Source organism: Shimia sp. R11_0 (genome assembly GCF_017744035.1).
In the GTDB taxonomy this organism is placed as follows: Bacteria; Pseudomonadota; Alphaproteobacteria; order Rhodobacterales; family Rhodobacteraceae; genus Shimia; species Shimia marina.
This window is the reverse complement of the sequence record NZ_JAGHQY010000002.1, coordinates 301,920-319,548: the sequence shown is the minus strand read 5'-3', so window position 1 is coordinate 319,548 and position 17,629 is coordinate 301,920. Positions and strand designations below refer to the sequence as shown.

Genomic DNA, 17,629 nt, shown 5'->3' with positions numbered 1-17,629 from the left:
TCCCAAGGCGGCGCGCTTAGAGCAGACTTTCGTGCAGGTCAAAATCGGCGCTGAATTTGCGGCGCAGTTTGCGCTGTGTGTCCAGCGACAATTCCAGATCCATTTGAGGGGAGCGGTTGTGCTGTGCGAGGTTGATGGGCTGCTCCAGTCGCTCTTCCAGAAAGCGGATCAGGCGGGGCTGATCCTCATAGGGGAAGAGATGGGTGACCTTCACGCCATTGGGGCGTGGTTCCAAAAATTTGGCCTGACTGCCGACATTGGCGAAGGCGGCTTTCTTGTCGCCTTTCATGTATTCTAAGACAAATTCTTCGAAGCTTACATGGTGGGTGGCATTGCGATGTCCGCGCATGGCGTCGCGCTGACGATACCGATACCAGCTTGCCAACCAGCTGATCGGTTCGCGCATTACCGCCATCAGTTCCATATCGTCAACGTTGCAGGCACGTTCAAACATCGGGCGGAAGAACCGATTGTAGCGATAGACCGGCGCGTGTTTCAACTCGGGGGGATTCGAAATCACCATATCCGCCACAGGGGCCAATGCGGCCTCGATGGCGGTGGTGCCTGTTTTGGGCACGGAAAGAAACACCAGTTTTTTCTTCCAGAAAACAAGCATCTGCGCAGCCTCATATGGTTTTAGCTAAAGCTATTATTACTTCGTAAACTACTTGTTAACCCACTCAAGAGGAAGATGTTCTCATTCTTTTCTATTGATTTGTTCTTGTTTTGATCTCATAAGGAGTGGGAACAAGAGGTGAACACAGGCAGTGATTGCCGCCCGCGTGCGGGTGTGGAATAAGGAAGCAAGCAAATGGCAACGGCAGATCTTTTGACAATGACCTCCAAGAAATCCTCATCCCCGGACAAACAAAAGGCGCTCGACAGCGCGCTGGCACAGATCGAGCGGCAGTTCGGCAAGGGCTCGATCATGAAACTGGGCGCGGACAACCCCGCGCAAGAGATTGAGGCGACCTCTACCGGCTCTCTGAGCCTCGACATTGCTCTGGGCATCGGTGGTCTGCCCAAGGGGCGGATTATTGAAATCTATGGCCCGGAAAGCTCCGGTAAAACCACGCTCACGCTGCACTGTATTGCAGAAGAGCAGAAAAAGGGTGGCGTGTGCGCCTTTGTGGATGCGGAGCATGCGCTGGATCCGCAATACGCCAAGAAGCTGGGCGTGAACCTTGATGAACTGCTGATTTCACAGCCAGACACCGGGGAGCAGGCGCTTGAGATCACCGATACGCTGGTGCGTTCGGGGGCTGTGAACATGGTTGTGGTCGACTCCGTTGCCGCGCTGACACCAAAGTCAGAGCTTGAAGGCGACATGGGGGACAGCAATGTGGGCGTGCAGGCGCGTCTGATGAGTCAGGCAATGCGCAAGCTGACCGGCTCGATTGCGCGCTCCAACTGTATGGTGATTTTCATCAACCAGATCCGGATGAAAATCGGCGTGATGTTTGGCAGTCCGGAAACAACAACCGGCGGTAACGCATTGAAATTCTACAGCTCTGTGCGTCTGGACATCCGCCGCATTGGGGCCCTGAAAGACCGTGACGAAATCGTTGGCAACGCAACCCGCGTGAAAGTGGTGAAAAACAAGGTGGCGCCACCGTTCAAGCAGGTGGAATTTGACATCATGTATGGTGAAGGCATCTCCAAAATGGGGGAACTGCTGGATCTGGGCGTGAAAGCCGGCGTGGTGGACAAATCCGGCAGCTGGTTCAGCTATGGCGATGAGCGGATCGGGCAGGGGCGTGAAAACGCGAAAACCTTCCTGCGTGAAAATACCCGCATGGCGCTTGAAATCGAAGATAAGATCCGCGCGGCCCATGGTCTGGATTTTGACATGCCCCCGGGGGATGAGGAGCTTTTGGAAGAGTGATCCCGTCACGTGAAGACTTAATGCGGGCTTTGCCGCATGTATTGGCCGCTCCCAAGGATGGGGCGGCCATTTCGCATCTGTGTCTGCGCCCGGAGCGCAACACGCGCAGGTTTGTCGATGAAATCACCCTGACCAAGGCCGCGGGTATTCCGGGGGAGCGCTGGATGACGCAGCCCTGGATGCGCACCGAAGCGGGGGAGCCGCATCCGGGCATTCAGGTCTGTGTGATCCCCAAACGGGTGCTGGATTTGGTGTGGACGTCCGATGAAGATGTGTTGCACCCCGGTGATACCTTTGCCGCTGATCTGGATATGACCGAGGCAAACTTGCCAGAGGGGCAGCTTTTGTCGGTCGGCACGGCTGTGTTGCGGGTCTCTGAAGTGTTCAATGATGGCTGCGTGAAATGGAAGGCCCGCTATGGTGCGGATGTCTATGACTGGGTGCGTGCACCAGAGCATCGCAAATACCGCCTGCGCAGTATTTTGTGCAGCATCGAACAGGACGGTGTTGTGCGCAGCGGGGATGTGATGCGGAAAATCGACCAGATATGAGGCCAATGCTGCCAAGCGGGCTTTGACATGTGGACAGGCGGGCGTGGGGGTTATAAACCCGCTGCGATATCAAAACGCACAGGTTGAGAGACCCCCATGGCCAGCTTAAACGACATTCGGTCGACCTTTTTGAATTACTTCGCCAAACAGGGCCATGAGATTGTGGCCTCAAGCCCATTGGTGCCGCGCAATGACCCGACGCTGATGTTCACCAACTCGGGGATGGTGCAGTTTAAAAACCTCTTCACCGGGGTGGAAAAGCGCGACTATCAACGCGCGACCACGTCGCAGAAATGTGTGCGCGCCGGCGGCAAGCACAACGATCTGGACAATGTGGGCTACACCGCACGCCACCACACCTTCTTTGAAATGCTCGGCAACTTCTCCTTTGGGGACTACTTCAAGGAAGAGGCGATCCCCTTTGCCTGGGAGCTGATCACCAAGGAATTCGAAATTCCGAAGGATAAGCTTTACACCACTGTCTATCATACAGACGATGAAGCCTTTGAGATCTGGAAGAAAATGGGCGTGGCTGAGGATCGGATCATCCGTATTCCGACACACGACAACTTCTGGCAGATGGGGCCAACTGGCCCTTGTGGCCCCTGCACCGAGATCTTCTATGACCACGGCGAGCACATCTGGGGCGGCCCTCCCGGCTCCCCTGAGGAAGATGGTGACCGGTTCATCGAGATCTGGAACGTGGTGTTTATGCAGAACGAGCAGTTTGAAGACGGCTCGATGAAAGCGCTGGACATGCAGTCGATCGACACCGGCATGGGGCTGGAGCGGATCGGCGCGTTGCTGCAGGGCAGCCACGACAACTATGACACCGATCTGTTCAAAGCGCTGATTGAGGCCTCCGCCAATGTGACCTCGACTGATCCTTATGGCGAGCAGAATGTGCACCACCGCGTGATTGCGGACCATCTGCGCTCCACCTCCTTCCTGATGGCGGATGGTGTGATGCCGTCCAACGATGGCCGTGGCTATGTGCTGCGCCGCATCATGCGCCGCGCGATGCGCCATGCGCACCTGCTCGGGGCAAAAGATCCTGTGATGCATCAGCTGGTGCCATCGCTGGTGCAGCAGATGGGCCAAGCCTATCCAGAGCTGGGTCAGGCACAGGCGCTGATCGAAGAGACGCTGAAGCAGGAAGAGACCAAGTTCAAAGCGACGCTGGACCGTGGTCTGAAGCTGCTGGATGATGAGCTGGACGGGCTGGACGACGGTGCGCCGCTCTCTGGTGCGGCGGCCTTCAAACTGTATGACACCTATGGCTTCCCGCTGGATCTGACGCAGGATGCGCTGCGCGAAAAGGGCCGCGCGGTGGATACCGACGGGTTTGATGCGGCGATGGCAGAGCAGAAGGCCAAGGCGCGTGCGGCGCATGTGGGCTCCGGTGATGTGGCCGAAGATGCGATTTGGTTTGATATTGCTGAGGACAATGGCGCGTCTGAGTTCCTAGGATATGACACCGAGACCGCCGAAGGTCAGGTGCAGGCGATCCTGAAAGACGGGGCGCTGGTGGATGCGCTGGCGGAAGGCGAAGAGGGCTGGCTGGTGATGAACCAGACGCCGTTTTATGCCGAAAGCGGCGGTCAGGTGGCGGACCATGGTCTGGTGGAGCGTCTGGAAAACCGCGATCACCTCGCGCATGTCTCTGATGTTCAGAAGTTTGCCGACGGCAAGTTGATTGCCCATAAGGTGACCGTGGCGCGTGGCGGGGTTTCCAAAGGGGATCCGGTGGCGATGATCGTCGATCACAGCCGTCGCACGTCTATCCGTGCCAACCACTCGGCGACACACTTGCTGCATGAGGCGCTGCGCAATGCGCTTGGCGAGCATGTGGCGCAGCGCGGCTCTTTGAATGCTGATGATCGTCTGCGCTTTGACTTCAGCCACAACAAGGCGTTGAGCGCAGAGGAACTGAGCAAGGTTGGCCTTGAGGTGAATGCCTATATTCGCCAGAACACGGCTGTAGAAACCCGGATCATGACGCCCGATGATGCGCGCGAAATGGGCGCACAGGCTCTGTTTGGCGAGAAATATGGCGATGAGGTGCGTGTGGTCTCTATGGGGCAGGCGCTGACCGGCAAAGGGCTGAACGGCGACACCTACTCGCTGGAGCTTTGCGGCGGCACCCATGTGAAACAGACCGGCGACATCGGTGTGTTTGTGCTGCTGTCTGACAGCGCGTCCTCTGCGGGTGTGCGCCGGATCGAAGCGCTGACCGGTGAAGTGGCCTTTGCCCATCTGGAGCGTGAAGCCAAACGGGTGGCCGAAGTGGCCGGCACATTGAAGGCACAGCCTGCTGACATCGTGGACCGTGTGAAAGCGCTTCTGGATGAGCGTAAAGCGCTGCAAAACGAGGTGGCGACCCTGCGCCGTGAACTGGCGATGTCTGGCGGTGCTGGTCAGGGCGCGGGCCCGGAAGCCAAAGAGATCAACGGTGTGAAATTCTTTGCACAGGTGCTCTCTGGCGTGTCTGGCAAAGACCTGCCGCCGCTGATTGACGAGCATAAGGCGCGTCTGGAAAGCGGTGCGGTGCTCTTGATTGCGGACACAGATGGCAAAGTGGCTGTGGCTGCGGGCGTGACCGATGATCTGAAAGGCGACCTGAGCGCCGTGGATCTGGTGCGCGCGGCCGTGGGGGCCTTGGGTGGCAAGGGCGGCGGTGGCCGTCCGGATATGGCGCAGGGCGGTGCCAAAGATGCCTCCAAAGCAGAGGAAGCCTTTGCGGCTGCCGAAGCGGTGATCGCAGGCTGACCATTTGGTCAATAATGCTTGGCCTGTGCGGCACTTCGTTTAGAGTGTCGCGCAGGACAACAGAATTGGAGAGCCAGATGGGTGCCCTTTGGATTGCACATGTGACCGTGACAGACGCGGACGCTTATGGAAAATATGCTGAACTTGCTGGGCCAGCCATTGCCAAACATGGCGGTGAGTTCATTGCCCGTGGCGGCAAATTTGTGCAGCTGGAAGGCAAGGAACGCCCCCGCAATGTGGTGGCGAAATTCCCCGATGTGGATACTGCCGTGGCCTGTTACCACAGCCCGGAATACCAAGAGGCGCTGAACCATGCGCGTGGCGCAAGTGAGCGCGAATTGATGGTGGTGGAAACCACCGACTAAGACCAGAGGAGTGAGGCCGCATGTGTCGTTGGGCCGCCTATATTGGGGCACCTTGTTATCTTGAAGATGTTGTCACACGGCCAGATCATTCTCTGATCCAGCAAAGCATTCAGGCGACGGAATGCAAAACCCAGACCAACGGCGATGGCGTTGGTCTGGCGTGGTATGACAGTCGCCCCGAGCCGGGGATCTATCGCGATACCCACCCAGCCTGGTCTGATCCCAATTTGCGATCGATCACAGCGCAGGTGAAATCCGGATTGTTTCTGGCCCATGTGCGGGCCTCAACAGGTACGGCGACCAGTCGCAACAATTGCCATCCTTTTGCGGTGCGCAACTGGTCTTTCATGCACAATGGGCAGGTGGGCGGCTTTGAACTTTTCCGCCGTCGCGCGGATATGCTGATCCCCGATAGCCTGTATCAGGAGCGCAAGGGCGCCACGGACAGTGAAGTGCTGTTCCTGCTTGGGCTTACGGAAGGTCTTCAGGACAATCCGAAAGAGGCCATGCAGATTGCCGTTGGCATTTTACAGCGCATGAGCCGGGAGCGGGGTACAACGCCTCATATGCGGCTTGCGGCGGCTTTTTCGGATGGCGAGACGCTTTATGCGGTGCGCTATGCGTCCGATGAGCGGGCACCCACGATCTATCATCGTGAAAGTGATAGCCGCAAAGGCCGCGCAGTGGTCAGTGAGCCGCTGGTGGCGGCAGAGGATGGTTGGGAGGCGATCCCGGCTGGGTCTTTCTGCCGGTTCCACAAAGACGGCAGCTTTGAGATCGAGCGTTTTGAGGCGTTGCTCTAAAGGTTAGAGCAGGAAGAACTTCACGGCCCAGAATAAGAACACGGCATGGAGGATGGGATAGACCCAGATCACCAAATAGGTGTCTATCTTACGCGCCAGAGCCTCACGCCCTGTGGTTTTCATGCGGCGCAGCAGGATGTTCACGAGCACGGTGGATCCTGTGATGACAAACATGCCTACGAGAAGCGAATCCATGAACGTCAGATAGCCGAGTTTGGGCAGCATGGTGGAGATGGCGAAGTTGAAGGCCACGAAGACCAGCAGATTGGCTGAGGCCATATCAATCCGGCGGCGGTATTCTTCGAGAAAGAAGGTGGCCCAGGTGACGAAGAGGATGATCACCAAAGGCAGAATGATGCGGAGAATATAGTATTGCACATGGCGTGTGCCTTCAAACCGCAGCGCGACCATAGAGGTGTCACGTTGCGCAATACCGGGCACAATTGAGGCGGCACTGCTGGGGTTACGGAGGATCCATTCTTCTTCGCCAAGCAGATCGCCCATGCCGGTTTCTTCTTCGAGTGGATAGAATTCAACAAATTCGCTGGGCAAAAGGGACGAGACCTCAATATAGAATTCTTGTGTATCAAAGGGATAGCGTCTGAAATTGAAATGCGGCGCTTGCAGTGTCGCGGTGAAGCGTTCCGCATAGGTGATGCGCCCTGTGCTTTTCACCAGCACGGAGGTTTGTTGGGTGAAGCGGCGGCCTTGCTGATTGCGCAAGATAAAATAGGGTGCCAGCACTCCCTGATCCTGCAAAAGCGCGCGAAAGGCGTCGAGGCTGTATGATTTATACTCTGAGCCGTAGGTTTCGGGATCAAACGCGAATTCCGGGTAGTCGACTTTTAGAAAAAGCGTTCCGACGACGCCGAAATTTTCGGATTGCTGATCTACAAATGTGACCTGATCGATCTGGATACCAACGCCCACTTTCTGCGGTTCGGCTATAGGCGATAAGTGTTCTAAGCTGTGGTCGTGTCCAAAGCCCTCGGTCTGTGCCTGAGCACTTGAGACGGTGGCGGCCATAAGACCAAGGACGAAAAGGACTATTCGAACAAACATCGCAACCTCAATCACCGGACCAAAAGATGTGATTTCGATGTTCAGCGAAATTCTCGCTGTGCTCAACAGGAAGTTTTAAATGTGCAAAAAGAAAAGCCCCGACGCATGTCGGGGCTTTCTCATTTATTGGAAGGTTTTGGCCATCCGCTTACGCTCGTGCGGGTCGAGGTAGCGTTTGCGCAGACGCACGTTGTTGGGGGTGACCTCCACCAGTTCGTCGTCGTTGATATAGGCGATGGCCTCTTCCAGAGACAGCACCATTGGCGTGGTCAGACGCACGGCGTCGTCAGAGCCGGAGGCGCGCACGTTGGTGAGCTTTTTGCCTTTGAGTGGGTTCACTTCGAGATCGTTGTCGCGGGAGTGCTCGCCGATGATCATGCCAGTATAGACATCCGCCTGAGCGCCGATCATCATCTTGCCGCGATCTTCGAGGTTCCACAGCGCATAGGCCACGGAGGTGCCGTTTTCCATGGAGATCAGCACGCCTGCACGACGGCCCGGGATGGCGCCTTTGAATTCTGTCCAACCGTGGAACACGCGGTTCAGAACGCCGGTGCCGCGGGTGTCGGTGAGGAATTCACCGTGGTAGCCGATCAGGCCACGGGACGGCACATGGGCGATGATGCGGGTTTTGCCAGCACCGGCTGGGCGCATTTCAACCAGCTCGCCTTTGCGGGCGCCGGTGAGTTTTTCGATCACCGCGCCAGAGTATTCGTCATCCACGTCGATGGTGGCTTCTTCAACCGGCTCCATGCGCACGCCGTTTTCTTCGCGCATGATCACTTGCGGACGGGAGATCGACAGCTCAAAGCCTTCGCGGCGCATGTTTTCGATCAGAACGCCCATCTGAAGTTCGCCACGGCCAGACACCTCAAAGGCTTCACCACCGGGCGTGTCAGCGATTTTGATCGCGACGTTTGACTCGGCTTCTTTGTAGAGACGATCCCGGATCACACGGGACTGTACCTTTTTGCCGTCGCGACCAGCCAGAGGGCTGTCGTTGATGCCGAAGGTCACGGTGATGGTGGGCGGATCGATTGGTTGCGCTTCAAGCGGCTCATCCACGGCCAGCGCACAGATGGTGTCGGCCACGGTGGCTTTCGCCATGCCCGCGATGGAGACGATGTCGCCTGCCTGGGCTTCTTCGATGTCCTGCTGCGCCAGACCGCGGAAGGCCTGAATTTTGGTGACGCGGAACTGTTCGATTTTCTGGCCGATGCGGGAGATCGCCTGAACGGTTGCGCCCACTTTCAAAGTGCCAGATTCCACACGACCGGTGAGGATGCGGCCCACAAAGGGGTCCGCGCCCAGCGTGGTGGCCAGCATGCGGAAGTCTTCGTCCTGACGGGTCACCTGCTTGGGCGCAGGGACGTGGTTCACGATCAGGTTGAAAAGCGCATGAAGGTCTTTGCGCGGGCCATCAAGCTCTGCATCTGCCCAGCCATTGCGGCCAGAGGCGTACATGTGCGGGAAGTCGAGCTGATCGTCGTTTGCATCGAGCGAGGCAAAGAGGTCAAAACACTCGTCCAGCGCGCGATCCGGCTCGGCGTCTGGCTTGTCGACTTTGTTCAGAACGACAATGGGGCGCAAACCCAGCGCGAGCGCTTTGGAGGTCACAAATTTGGTTTGTGGCATCGGGCCTTCGGCCGCGTCCACAAGCAGAACCACACCGTCCACCATGCTCAGGATACGCTCCACTTCGCCGCCAAAGTCGGCGTGGCCGGGGGTGTCCACGATGTTGATGCGGGTGCCTTTCCACTCCACGGAGGTGGGCTTGGCAAAGATCGTGATGCCGCGTTCGCGCTCCAGATCGTTGCTGTCCATGGCGCGCTCGGCCACTTCCTGGTTTTCACGGAATGCCCCGGATTGCTTCAGCAGCTCATCCACGAGGGTGGTTTTGCCGTGGTCAACGTGGGCGATGATGGCGATATTGCGAAGATCCATAAGGGCAGCCTTTCCTGTTCGGGCCCGCCCTAACGTGGGTTGGTGCAAAAGGCCAGCCCTTTAATGCGCTTTAGTGCACAGCGGTTTTGGAAAACAGGTTGATGATGAGGATCCCGGCAACAATGAGGCCCAGACCGAGCACGGCAGGCAAGTCGAGCTTTTGACCAAAAGCAAAATAGGCGATCACGGAAATCGAGATGATGCCAAGCCCGGACCAGACCGCGTAGGTGATGCCCACCGGCAAGAACTTCAGGGTGAGCGCCATCATGTAAAAGGCCAGACCATAGCCGACCACCACAATGATGGAGGGGATCGGTTTAGTGAATTGCTGACTGGCCTGAAGCGCGGCAGTGCCGATGGTTTCAAACACAACGGCGATCATGAGGATCAGATAGGCTTTGGGCATTGGGCGTCCTGAAAGTCAGCGCGCGATATAGCGATCGCGCCGGTGATTTGTTGCAATCATGATATTGGTGATTGCCGCACCAATCAGCGAAAAGACGACTGCGTGCATGTCAAAAAACGACAAGGCGAGCGCGAAGACGCAAAAATCAAACCCAAGTTGCACCCATCCGGCTTTGATGCCTTTGGTGTCTTGCAGCCAGACCGCCACGATGCCAACGCCGCCCAATGTGGCGCCGTGGCGAAAGAGGGCGATCAGACCGGAGCCAGCGGTCACGCCAGCGAGGATGGCAGCGACCAGTGGGGTCAGTTGGGAAATGGTCAGAAAACTGGGGATCAGATAGGTCCACAGAGACATGAGCCCCACCGCAAGGAAGGTTTTCAGTGTAAAGGCCAACCCCATCCGAACGTAAGCGATGACATAGAAGGGCAGGTTGAATAGAAAGAAGAGCGCGGAAAAAGGCACGCCGAGGGCTTTGCTGGCCACCAGAGCCAAGCCAGCGATCTGTCCGGTGAACAGGCTGCTGTTTTGCAGAAAGGTGACCGCGAGCGACACCAGCAGCGTGCCAACGATCAGCCCCTGAATGTCTTCAAACAGGCTGTGATGTTCGGGGGTGGGGGAGTCCAGAAAGCTAACCATAGGGAGCATGTGCGACAGCGAGGGGCAGGGTGTCCAGTGCGTGAGGCGCATAGCAGCTATGAGAATAGCTCAAAGCTGCGACTTTGACTGAAGTTTGAGCTGGTCGGGGAATAGCGAGGCGCCCGAGAAGGGCGCCCTGCATGGACTTCGGACTATGGGCTTAGCCCGCGAGCGCCTTGTTGAGGTTTTCATCGACCTTTTCAAGGAAGCCCATGGTGGTGAGCCAGCCCTGATCCGGGCCAACCAACAAAGCCAGATCTTTGGTCATATGGCCGCTCTCCACGGTTTGAATGATCACATGTTCCAGTGTCTCAGCAAAGGTGCGCAGGGGGGCGTTGTTGTCGAGTTTGGCGCGGTGCTTCAGACCGCCGGTCCATGCGTAGATGGAGGCGATCGAGTTGGTCGAGGTGGCTTCGCCTTTTTGGTGCTGACGATAGTGGCGGGTGACGGTGCCATGGGCGGCCTCCGCTTCCACGATCTTGCCATCCGGCGTCATCAGTTGGCTGGTCATCAGACCGAGCGAGCCAAAGCCCTGTGCAACGGTGTCAGACTGCACATCGCCATCGTAGTTTTTGCAGGCCCAGACAAATTTGCCGTTCCACTTCATGGCGCAGGCGACCATGTCGTCGATCAGGCGGTGCTCATACCAGATGCCGGCGGCTTTGAATTTCTCTTCAAACTCTTCCTCATAGACCTTCTGGAACAGATCCTTGAAGCGGCCGTCGTAGGCTTTCAGGATGGTGTTCTTGGTGGAGAGATAGACCGGCCAGCCAAGGTTGAGGCCGTAGTTGAGCGAGGCGCGTGCAAAGTCGATGATCGAGCTGTCGAGGTTGTACATCGCTTGATAGACACCGGCGGATGGGGCGTCATAGACCTCTTTTTCGATCACGGTGCCGTCTTCGCCGACAAATTTCATGGTCAGCTTGCCCGCGCCGGGGAAAGTGAAATCGGTGGCTTTGTACTGATCGCCAAAGGCGTGGCGGCCCACGACGATGGGGGAGGTCCAGCCGGGCACAAGACGGGGCACGTTTTGACAGATGATCGGCTGGCGAAAGACAACGCCGCCAAGGATGTTGCGGATGGTGCCATTGGGGCTGCGCCACATCTTCTTGAGGCCGAATTCTTCGACGCGCTGCTCATCGGGGGTAATGGTGGCGCATTTCACCGCCACGCCGACCTCTTTGGTTTTCTCGGCGGCGTCGATGGTGATCTGATCTTCGGTGCGGTCACGCTCCTCGATGCCCAGATCATAATACAGCAGATCGAGGTCAAGATAGGGCAGGATCAGCTTCTCTTTAATGAACTGCCACATGATGCGGGTCATCTCATCGCCGTCCATTTCGACGATGGGGTTTTCAACTTTGATCTTGGTCATGGGGGTCTCCTGTGCACCGAGTCAGTGAGGGTGTCCTAAGGGAAATTCAACAGAAAGGAAAGCAATGTATGCGATTGTATACCGAATTGTTGTCCTTGTGGTTGACGTTGGCTTACTGATGGGAGGTTAACAACCGATTGCCCGTTTTGGAGCGGTGCGATTTTCGGGACGCGGGGCAGGCGAGAGCGGGTGATGGCTCGACCCCGGTGTCAACTGCCGGTAGGGTTGTGCCAACTGTATATTTTTGAGGATCTTATGGCCCATACTGTTTCTGACGTTTTACAGCACTACAAACTGGCCTGGCGATTGCGACTGCCATTTGTGAAGACGCATGTGATCTTCAATATTCTTATGGCTTCGATCTTTGCGCCATTGATGGCGCTGACGGTTTTTGTGGCCTTAAAACTGTCCGGCAAACCTGCGCTGGCGGATTTTGACATTGCCGTGTTTCTGCTGTCGCCTGTGGGGCTGCTCGCTGGGTTGACCATGGCTGGCCTGTTTATTGTGCTTCTGGTTTTGGATGTGTCTTTGATGATGGCGGTTGCGCTGCGCGATCATCAAGCCAAGTCGCATGATCTCTGGGACGGTGTGTCTCTGGTTTTGCCGCGGTTGCCTGCGGTTTTTGGGGTTGGGGTGCAGCTTGCGCTGCGCGTCTTGGTGATGGCGGTGCCGTTTCTGGCGATTGCCGGTGCGGCGTTTGTCTATTGGCTGACAGAGCATGACATCAACTATTACCTCAGCCAGCATCCGCCGGAGTTTCGGCAGGCGGTGATGGTGATTGGCGGGGCTTTGGCCGCTTTGACTGTTTTGCTGATCTGGCGCAGTCTGGGGTGGGTGCTGTCTGTGCCGCTGGTTGTATTTGACGGGCTGTCTCCGCGTGAGGCGATCCGTGAAAGTCAGCAGCGCATGCAGGGGCGCAGGGTGCAGTTTCTGAGCAAATTGGTGATCTGGGCCGCGATGGGCGGGGTGATCAGCCTGTTGCTGCTGGCCGCAGTTGGCATGCTGTTGCAACTGGGGCTTGAATTTATGCCCTTTGGCCTGCGTGGTGTGGCGGTTTTCTTGCTTTTGTCGACAGGTGTGTGGGCGCTTTTGAACCTCTTTTTGACTGCTTTCACAACCGGTGCGCTGGCGGTGAGCTTTATGGAAGAGGCAGATTGGCCACGCTCTGGTGTGCAGAAGGCGGCGCGGATGCCGCGTGTACTGCTCATCATGTGCGTGATGCTTGCGCTGGGTGTCAGCGTGCTGGGTGGCTTGGGTGTTGCGGGTGTCATGGCTGTTGACAGCGCACGGCCGGTGGCGGTGATCGCCCATCGCGGGGCCGCTGGCGCGCGCCCTGAAAACACCATGGCCTCTGTGCTCAAGGCGATCGAAGATCAGACGGATTGGGTTGAAATCGACGTTCAGGAAACGCGTGATGGCGCGGTTGTGGTGATCCACGACAGCGATTTTATGAAAGTGGCAGGCAACCCGCTGAAAATCTGGGATGCCACGCTCACGGATCTGGAAGAGATCGACATCGGCAGTTGGTATGACCCCGCTTATGCTGCGGAGCGCACGCCGCTTTTGAAAGACGTTTTGCTGGCCGCGAAGGATAAGGCGGGCGTTGTCATTGAGCTGAAATACTATGGCCACGACGAGATGCTGGAGCAGCGGGTGGTGGACATTGTTGAGGAAACCGGGATGCAGGATCAGGTGAAGATCATGTCCCTGAAATATGATGCGGTGCAGAAAATGCGCACCCTGCGCCCGGATTGGACCATTGGCCTGCTGGCCTCGGCCTCGCTGGGAAATATGTGGAAGCTGGATGCAGACTTCCTTGCGGTGAACAGCGCGACCATCTCCACGCGGTTGGTGCGCTCATCGCAGGAGGTTGGCAAGAAAGTCTATGTCTGGACTGTGAATGACGCCTTGTCGATGTCTGGCATGTTGTCCTTTGGCGTGGATGGGCTGATCACCGATGAACCTGCGCTGGCGCGTCAAGTGCTGGCGGATCGACGCACGCTGAGCGGGGTTGAGCGGCTTGTGCTGGGACTGGCCGGACGGATTGGTCTTGATTTGCCAGAGCGTGATGACAGTGAAAGCTGATCTGGCTGTCCTTCTGGCATGTCTGGGCGTTGTGATGCCTGTGCAGATGGTGTCTGCGGAGGCGCGTGAGGCCCAGCCGCTGGCTGCGAAGGTGGAGATTTGGCGGCACAGCCGGCTGGAAGCCACGCGCACCGAAGCAGGCGTGTCACTGCTGCCGTTCACAACAGATGGCTGTTCCGGCGGCATGTCGGCCGCTTGGGAGGCGCTGGCGCTGCAGTTTCCGGGGTTTTATGAGGTGTTTGAAAACCAAGCGCCTTGGCATGACTGCTGTGTGGTGCATGATCAGGCCTATCATCTGGGCGGGGCTGACCCGACGCCGGAGGCAAGCTATTTTGCTAGGCTGACGGCGGATGAGGCGCTGCGTCAGTGCGTGCGCGATGTGGGGGAAGCGGACAGCGCGGCGCTGGCTGTGCAATATGACTGGTCAGAGGCAACCGTGCAGGCCGCAATCAGCTTTACGGCGGATCGCATGTATGATGCGGTACGCCTTGGCGGATTGCCCTGTTCAGGGCTGTCATGGCGCTGGGGCTATGGCTGGCCCCAGTGTTGGTAATGGTTGTTGGTGAGGGCTTGTTGCTGAGAGATGGCTTGGGCGCGCAGTAAAACTAGCTGCGCGCGGCAAACCACGTGGCGATGCGGGCTTTCAGATGGTCCCAGATCGCAGGCGCGCCTTTGGCAACTTTCCATCCGACGCGGTCTTCGAGCTGTTCACGTGTGACATTGTATTCCGGCCAAGTGCCGCCATCAGTTTCCAGATTGCCAATCACCGGCTGCACACGGTCGATGGATTTGGCAAAGACGGCATCGTCGCTTTCTGCCGCTTCAAACTCTTCCCAGAGCGCGCGCAGATCCCGGCTTTGATCCTCCGGCAACAGGCCAAACAGCCGATCCGCTGCCGCGCTTTCTGCGGCTTCCATGGCAGCGATGTCATGATCGCCGTGGATTGGGCTGTCGCCGACGTCAATTTCCACCAGATCATGGATCAACAGCATGCGAATGACGCGGTCGATGTTGATGTCGCGATTGGCATGTTCCTGAAGGATGAGCGCATAGAGCGCGATGTGCCAGCTGTGGCTGCCGCTGTCTTCTTTGCGGTGGCCATCCAGCACTTTCGTGGCGCGATATACGGATTTGAGCTTGTCTGCTTCTGTCAGAAACGCCAGTTGGCGATCAAGGCGATCTGTCATGGGGTGTCTGTGGCGGCTTTGGCGGCGCGGGCCGCTTTGACTTTGTTGATGAGAAACGCGCGCGCCTTCTCTTCGGACATGCGCACGCGAACCTCTGTGAGATAGGCCTCTTCGAGTGATTGAGAGGACGCGGCCAGAATGTTGCCCACCTCGACGAACAGGCGTTCGTCACCCAGCTCTTTCTGAGCTTTCATGGTGTCTTCGGCAAGCTTGGCGGCCAGCGCCTCCAATGTGCTCATCAGCGGCTGTTCTCCGTCAGGCGGCGTTTCACGTAGTCGGTGACGTGGCCTGTCATCTGGTCCATATGCTCTTCGGTCTCAAAGAAGTGACCTGCACCTTCAATCTCCGTATGGGTGATTGTGATGCCCTTCTGCTCATGCAGCTTACCGACGAGATTGTGGGTCTCCGCTGGCGGGGCCACACGGTCATTGGTGCCGTTGAGGATCAGACCGGAGCTGGGGCAGGGGGCCAGGAAGGAGAAGTCATACATATTGGCCGGAGGCGCAATCGAGATGAACCCCGTGATTTCCGGACGCCGCATCAGCAGCTGCATGCCAATCCAAGCCCCAAAGGAGAAACCGGCAACCCAGCAGTGCTTGGAGTTGTTGTTCATGGATTGCAGGTAATCGAGTGCGGATGCCGCATCAGACAGTTCACCAACGCCCTGATCATACTCGCCTTGTGAACGGCCCACGCCACGGAAGTTGAACCGCAGAACGGTGAACCCCATATTGTAGAACGCATAGTGAAGGTTGTAGACCACCTTGTTATTCATGGTGCCGCCAAATTGCGGATGCGGATGCAGCACGATGGCAATCGGCGCGTCCCGCTCTTTTTGTGGGTGGTAACGGCCTTCGAGGCGGCCTTCTGGTCCTGGAAAAATCACCTCAGGCATGTTTGTCGCTTTTCTCCCTGAAAAGATGGCCTGCTATTCTTGACGAATTTGCGCAGTCATCTTAGAACGCTTCTAAATCGTTTCCTGCGGATGCGTGAAACGGGTCTTAGCGACTTAAGCACAGTGATGGCTGAGGTCAATCAATTCGAAGGGGAGTGTGATGAAACTGTCAACAAAAGGCCGCTACGCGGTCGTTGCATTGGCTGATATTGCACTTCAGCCCCCTGAGAACCTCGTGAGCCTGAATGAAATTGCCAAGCGACAGGATATTTCCTTGCCCTACCTTGAGCAGCTTTTTGTGAAGCTGCGCCGTGCGGGGTTGGTTGAATCGGTGCGCGGACCGGGGGGGGGCTACCGTTTGGCGCGAGCGGCCTCTGAGATTCGGACGGCGGATATTCTGGCGGCCGTTGATGAAACCGTCTCTGCGCTGCACACTGGCGCGGGTGCAAGTGGCGGCTCTAGCGGATCACGGGCACAATCCATGGCGAACCGTCTGTGGGAGGGGCTGTCTGCACATGTTTATGTGTTTTTGCATCAGACCCGCCTGTCTGACATCGTGCAGAATGATCTGGCGCCTTGTCCGGCTGTGCCAACGTTGTTTGCCGTTGTCGACGAAGAAGGGTGATGCGCGTCTACCTTGATCATAACGCGACAACGCCGCTGAGACCGGAAGCCCGAGATGCGATGATTGCGGCCATGGATGTGGCGGGCAACCCGTCTTCGGTGCATGCGGAAGGGCGTGCGGCCAAGAGCCTGCTTGAGAAGGCGCGCGCAGAGATCGCCAGCGCGTTTGGCGCAGATGGGGCGGATGTGATTTTCACCTCCAGCGCGACGGAGTCTGCGGCGCTTGCATTGCGTGGGCGCGAGCTGCATGCGGCAGATGTGGAGCACGATGCAGTTGGGGCCTGGGTGACCCCGGATCTTGCGGTGGGCCGTGATGGCGCAATTGTGATCAGCGCCCCTGCGGCGAGCTGTGTGCAATTGGCGAACTCCGAAACCGGTGTGGTGCAAAAGCTGCCCGAAGGGATCGCGGTGAGCGACATGACGCAGGCGTTTGGCAAGCTGCCGGTGGCCTTTAACTGGAGCGGGGCGCAGATGGCGCTGATCTCAGCGCATAAGCTGGGCGGCCCCAAAGGCATTGGCGCGCTGGTGGTGAAGCGTGGCACCGATATTGCGGCGCAGCTGCGCGGCGGTGGCCAAGAGATGGGCCGCCGTGCTGGCACCGAAAATATCATTGGCGCAGCAGGGTTTGCCGCGGCGGCGACGGCGGCGGCGCGCGATCTGGCTGATGGGGTGTGGGACCGTGTCGCCCAATTGCGCGATATGTTGGAAGCCCGCCTTGCAGAGGGCGCGGGCAACACCATCTTTGTGGGACAGGGCGCCAAGCGTCTTCCCAACACAAGCTGCATTGCCACCCCCGGTTGGAAAGGGGAAACGCAGGTGATGCAAATGGATTTGGCAGGCTATGCGGTGTCTGCCGGGTCAGCCTGTTCCTCCGGCAAAGTCCGGGCGAGCAAGGTTTTGACCGCAATGGGGTTTGATGAAACCACAGCCGCAAGCGCGATCCGGGTCAGTCTTGGACCCGTAACTACAGAACAGGACGTGATGGGATTTGCCGACAAATGGCTGTCCATTCACGGGAAACATCTTGCCCGCTCCGCATAAG

18 protein-coding genes are annotated in these 17,629 nt (G+C 57.7%); 9 read left to right on the top strand and 9 right to left on the bottom strand.

The genetic code is table 11. From position 1 onward, the window contains the following. Positions 1-16: 16 nt before the first annotated feature. Positions 17-616 carry a sulfotransferase family 2 domain-containing protein gene (locus tag J7382_RS06080; RefSeq protein WP_209068007.1) on the bottom strand — a complete coding sequence of 200 codons (600 nt, stop codon included), beginning with the start codon at positions 614-616 and terminating at the stop codon, positions 17-19. A 195-nt stretch (positions 617-811) separates the two neighbouring features. On the opposite strand from J7382_RS06080, the gene recA reads away from it, so the two are divergent. The 5 genes from recA (at position 812) to J7382_RS06055 (ending at position 6,373) form a co-directional block, all read left to right on the top strand. Continuing rightward, complete coding sequence (recA, locus tag J7382_RS06075) at positions 812-1,885, top strand: recombinase RecA (protein WP_058240872.1); 1,074 nt, start codon at positions 812-814, stop codon at positions 1,883-1,885. Next, positions 1,882-2,436 carry a hypothetical protein gene (locus tag J7382_RS06070; RefSeq protein WP_348540009.1) on the top strand — a complete coding sequence of 185 codons (555 nt, stop codon included), beginning with the start codon at positions 1,882-1,884 and terminating at the stop codon, positions 2,434-2,436. Before recA ends, J7382_RS06070 begins: the two co-directional genes overlap by 4 nt. Positions 2,437-2,532: 96 nt before the next feature. Then, positions 2,533-5,205: an alanine--tRNA ligase gene (gene alaS, locus J7382_RS06065; protein WP_209068005.1), complete on the top strand. Its 2,673-nt coding sequence runs from the start codon at positions 2,533-2,535 to the stop codon at positions 5,203-5,205. Between the two features lie 77 nt (positions 5,206-5,282). Next, the gene (locus J7382_RS06060; RefSeq protein WP_058240869.1) at positions 5,283-5,570 is read left to right on the top strand and encodes a DUF1330 domain-containing protein; all 288 of its coding nucleotides are present in this window, start codon (positions 5,283-5,285) and stop codon (positions 5,568-5,570) included. Positions 5,571-5,590: 20 nt separating this feature from the next. Continuing rightward, positions 5,591-6,373, top strand: a complete 783-nt coding sequence (locus tag J7382_RS06055; RefSeq protein WP_209068003.1) for a class II glutamine amidotransferase — start codon at positions 5,591-5,593, stop codon at positions 6,371-6,373. 3 nt (positions 6,374-6,376) lie between these two features. Here J7382_RS06055 and J7382_RS06050 read toward each other — a convergent pair whose 3' ends face one another. The 5 genes from J7382_RS06050 to J7382_RS06030 all read right to left on the bottom strand — a co-directional run bounded on the left by J7382_RS06050 (position 6,377) and on the right by J7382_RS06030 (position 11,796). Continuing rightward, positions 6,377-7,501, bottom strand: a complete 1,125-nt coding sequence (locus J7382_RS06050; RefSeq protein ID WP_209068001.1) for a hypothetical protein — start codon at positions 7,499-7,501, stop codon at positions 6,377-6,379. A gap of 57 nt (positions 7,502-7,558) precedes the next feature. Next, positions 7,559-9,379: a translational GTPase TypA gene (typA, locus tag J7382_RS06045; protein WP_209067999.1), complete on the bottom strand. Its 1,821-nt coding sequence runs from the start codon at positions 9,377-9,379 to the stop codon at positions 7,559-7,561. Between the two features lie 70 nt (positions 9,380-9,449). After that, complete coding sequence (locus J7382_RS06040) at positions 9,450-9,785, bottom strand: SMR family transporter (protein WP_209067997.1); 336 nt, start codon at positions 9,783-9,785, stop codon at positions 9,450-9,452. A gap of 15 nt (positions 9,786-9,800) precedes the next feature. Next, a complete protein-coding gene (locus J7382_RS06035) occupies positions 9,801-10,430 on the bottom strand; it encodes a YitT family protein (protein ID WP_247744863.1) in 630 nt (209 codons plus the stop codon). A 151-nt stretch (positions 10,431-10,581) separates the two neighbouring features. Then, positions 10,582-11,796 carry an NADP-dependent isocitrate dehydrogenase gene (locus J7382_RS06030; protein WP_209067995.1) on the bottom strand — a complete coding sequence of 405 codons (1,215 nt, stop codon included), beginning with the start codon at positions 11,794-11,796 and terminating at the stop codon, positions 10,582-10,584. A gap of 255 nt (positions 11,797-12,051) precedes the next feature. On the opposite strand from J7382_RS06030, the gene J7382_RS06025 reads away from it, so the two are divergent. Next, the gene (locus tag J7382_RS06025) at positions 12,052-13,881 is read left to right on the top strand and encodes a glycerophosphodiester phosphodiesterase family protein (protein WP_209067993.1); all 1,830 of its coding nucleotides are present in this window, start codon (positions 12,052-12,054) and stop codon (positions 13,879-13,881) included. Then, positions 13,865-14,434, top strand: a complete 570-nt coding sequence (locus J7382_RS06020; RefSeq protein WP_247744862.1) for a hypothetical protein — start codon at positions 13,865-13,867, stop codon at positions 14,432-14,434. The genes J7382_RS06025 and J7382_RS06020 overlap by 17 nt, the downstream gene beginning before the upstream one ends. Positions 14,435-14,486: 52 nt before the next feature. On the opposite strand, the gene J7382_RS06015 is transcribed toward J7382_RS06020, so the two are convergent. The 3 genes from J7382_RS06015 to J7382_RS06005 are packed head-to-tail and all read right to left on the bottom strand — an operon-like array spanning position 14,487 to position 15,963. Next, positions 14,487-15,068 carry an HD domain-containing protein gene (locus J7382_RS06015; RefSeq protein WP_209067991.1) on the bottom strand — a complete coding sequence of 194 codons (582 nt, stop codon included), beginning with the start codon at positions 15,066-15,068 and terminating at the stop codon, positions 14,487-14,489. After that, complete coding sequence (locus J7382_RS06010; RefSeq protein WP_209067989.1) at positions 15,065-15,307, bottom strand: hypothetical protein; 243 nt, start codon at positions 15,305-15,307, stop codon at positions 15,065-15,067. Before J7382_RS06010 ends, J7382_RS06015 begins: the two co-directional genes overlap by 4 nt. Further along, a complete protein-coding gene (locus J7382_RS06005; protein WP_058240859.1) occupies positions 15,307-15,963 on the bottom strand; it encodes an alpha/beta hydrolase in 657 nt (218 codons plus the stop codon). The genes J7382_RS06010 and J7382_RS06005 overlap by 1 nt, the downstream gene beginning before the upstream one ends. 160 nt (positions 15,964-16,123) lie before the next feature. Here J7382_RS06005 and J7382_RS06000 point away from each other — a divergent pair, with 160 nt between their 5' ends. Both J7382_RS06000 and J7382_RS05995 read left to right on the top strand, forming a co-directional pair. After that, positions 16,124-16,588: an Rrf2 family transcriptional regulator gene (locus tag J7382_RS06000; RefSeq protein WP_209067987.1), complete on the top strand. Its 465-nt coding sequence runs from the start codon at positions 16,124-16,126 to the stop codon at positions 16,586-16,588. Then, a complete protein-coding gene (locus J7382_RS05995; protein WP_209067985.1) occupies positions 16,585-17,628 on the top strand; it encodes a cysteine desulfurase family protein in 1,044 nt (347 codons plus the stop codon). Before J7382_RS06000 ends, J7382_RS05995 begins: the two co-directional genes overlap by 4 nt. Position 17,629 lies beyond the last annotated feature (1 nt).

Coding starts and splice junctions, on each gene's coding strand:
- J7382_RS06080 (WP_209068007.1), bottom strand. CDS start 616: ATGCTTGTTTTCTGGAAGAAAAAACTGGTGTTTCTTTCCGTGCCCAAA.
- recA (WP_058240872.1), top strand. CDS start 812: ATGGCAACGGCAGATCTTTTGACAATGACCTCCAAGAAATCCTCATCC.
- alaS (WP_209068005.1), top strand. CDS start 2,533: ATGGCCAGCTTAAACGACATTCGGTCGACCTTTTTGAATTACTTCGCC.
- J7382_RS06060 (WP_058240869.1), top strand. CDS start 5,283: ATGGGTGCCCTTTGGATTGCACATGTGACCGTGACAGACGCGGACGCT.
- J7382_RS06055 (WP_209068003.1), top strand. CDS start 5,591: ATGTGTCGTTGGGCCGCCTATATTGGGGCACCTTGTTATCTTGAAGAT.
- typA (WP_209067999.1), bottom strand. CDS start 9,379: ATGGATCTTCGCAATATCGCCATCATCGCCCACGTTGACCACGGCAAA.
- J7382_RS06040 (WP_209067997.1), bottom strand. CDS start 9,785: ATGCCCAAAGCCTATCTGATCCTCATGATCGCCGTTGTGTTTGAAACC.
- J7382_RS06035 (WP_247744863.1), bottom strand. CDS start 10,430: ATGCTCCCTATGGTTAGCTTTCTGGACTCCCCCACCCCCGAACATCAC.
- J7382_RS06030 (WP_209067995.1), bottom strand. CDS start 11,796: ATGACCAAGATCAAAGTTGAAAACCCCATCGTCGAAATGGACGGCGAT.
- J7382_RS06025 (WP_209067993.1), top strand. CDS start 12,052: ATGGCCCATACTGTTTCTGACGTTTTACAGCACTACAAACTGGCCTGG.
- J7382_RS06020 (WP_247744862.1), top strand. CDS start 13,865: ATGACAGTGAAAGCTGATCTGGCTGTCCTTCTGGCATGTCTGGGCGTT.
- J7382_RS06015 (WP_209067991.1), bottom strand. CDS start 15,068: ATGACAGATCGCCTTGATCGCCAACTGGCGTTTCTGACAGAAGCAGAC.
- J7382_RS06010 (WP_209067989.1), bottom strand. CDS start 15,307: ATGAGCACATTGGAGGCGCTGGCCGCCAAGCTTGCCGAAGACACCATG.
- J7382_RS06005 (WP_058240859.1), bottom strand. CDS start 15,963: ATGCCTGAGGTGATTTTTCCAGGACCAGAAGGCCGCCTCGAAGGCCGT.
- J7382_RS06000 (WP_209067987.1), top strand. CDS start 16,124: ATGAAACTGTCAACAAAAGGCCGCTACGCGGTCGTTGCATTGGCTGAT.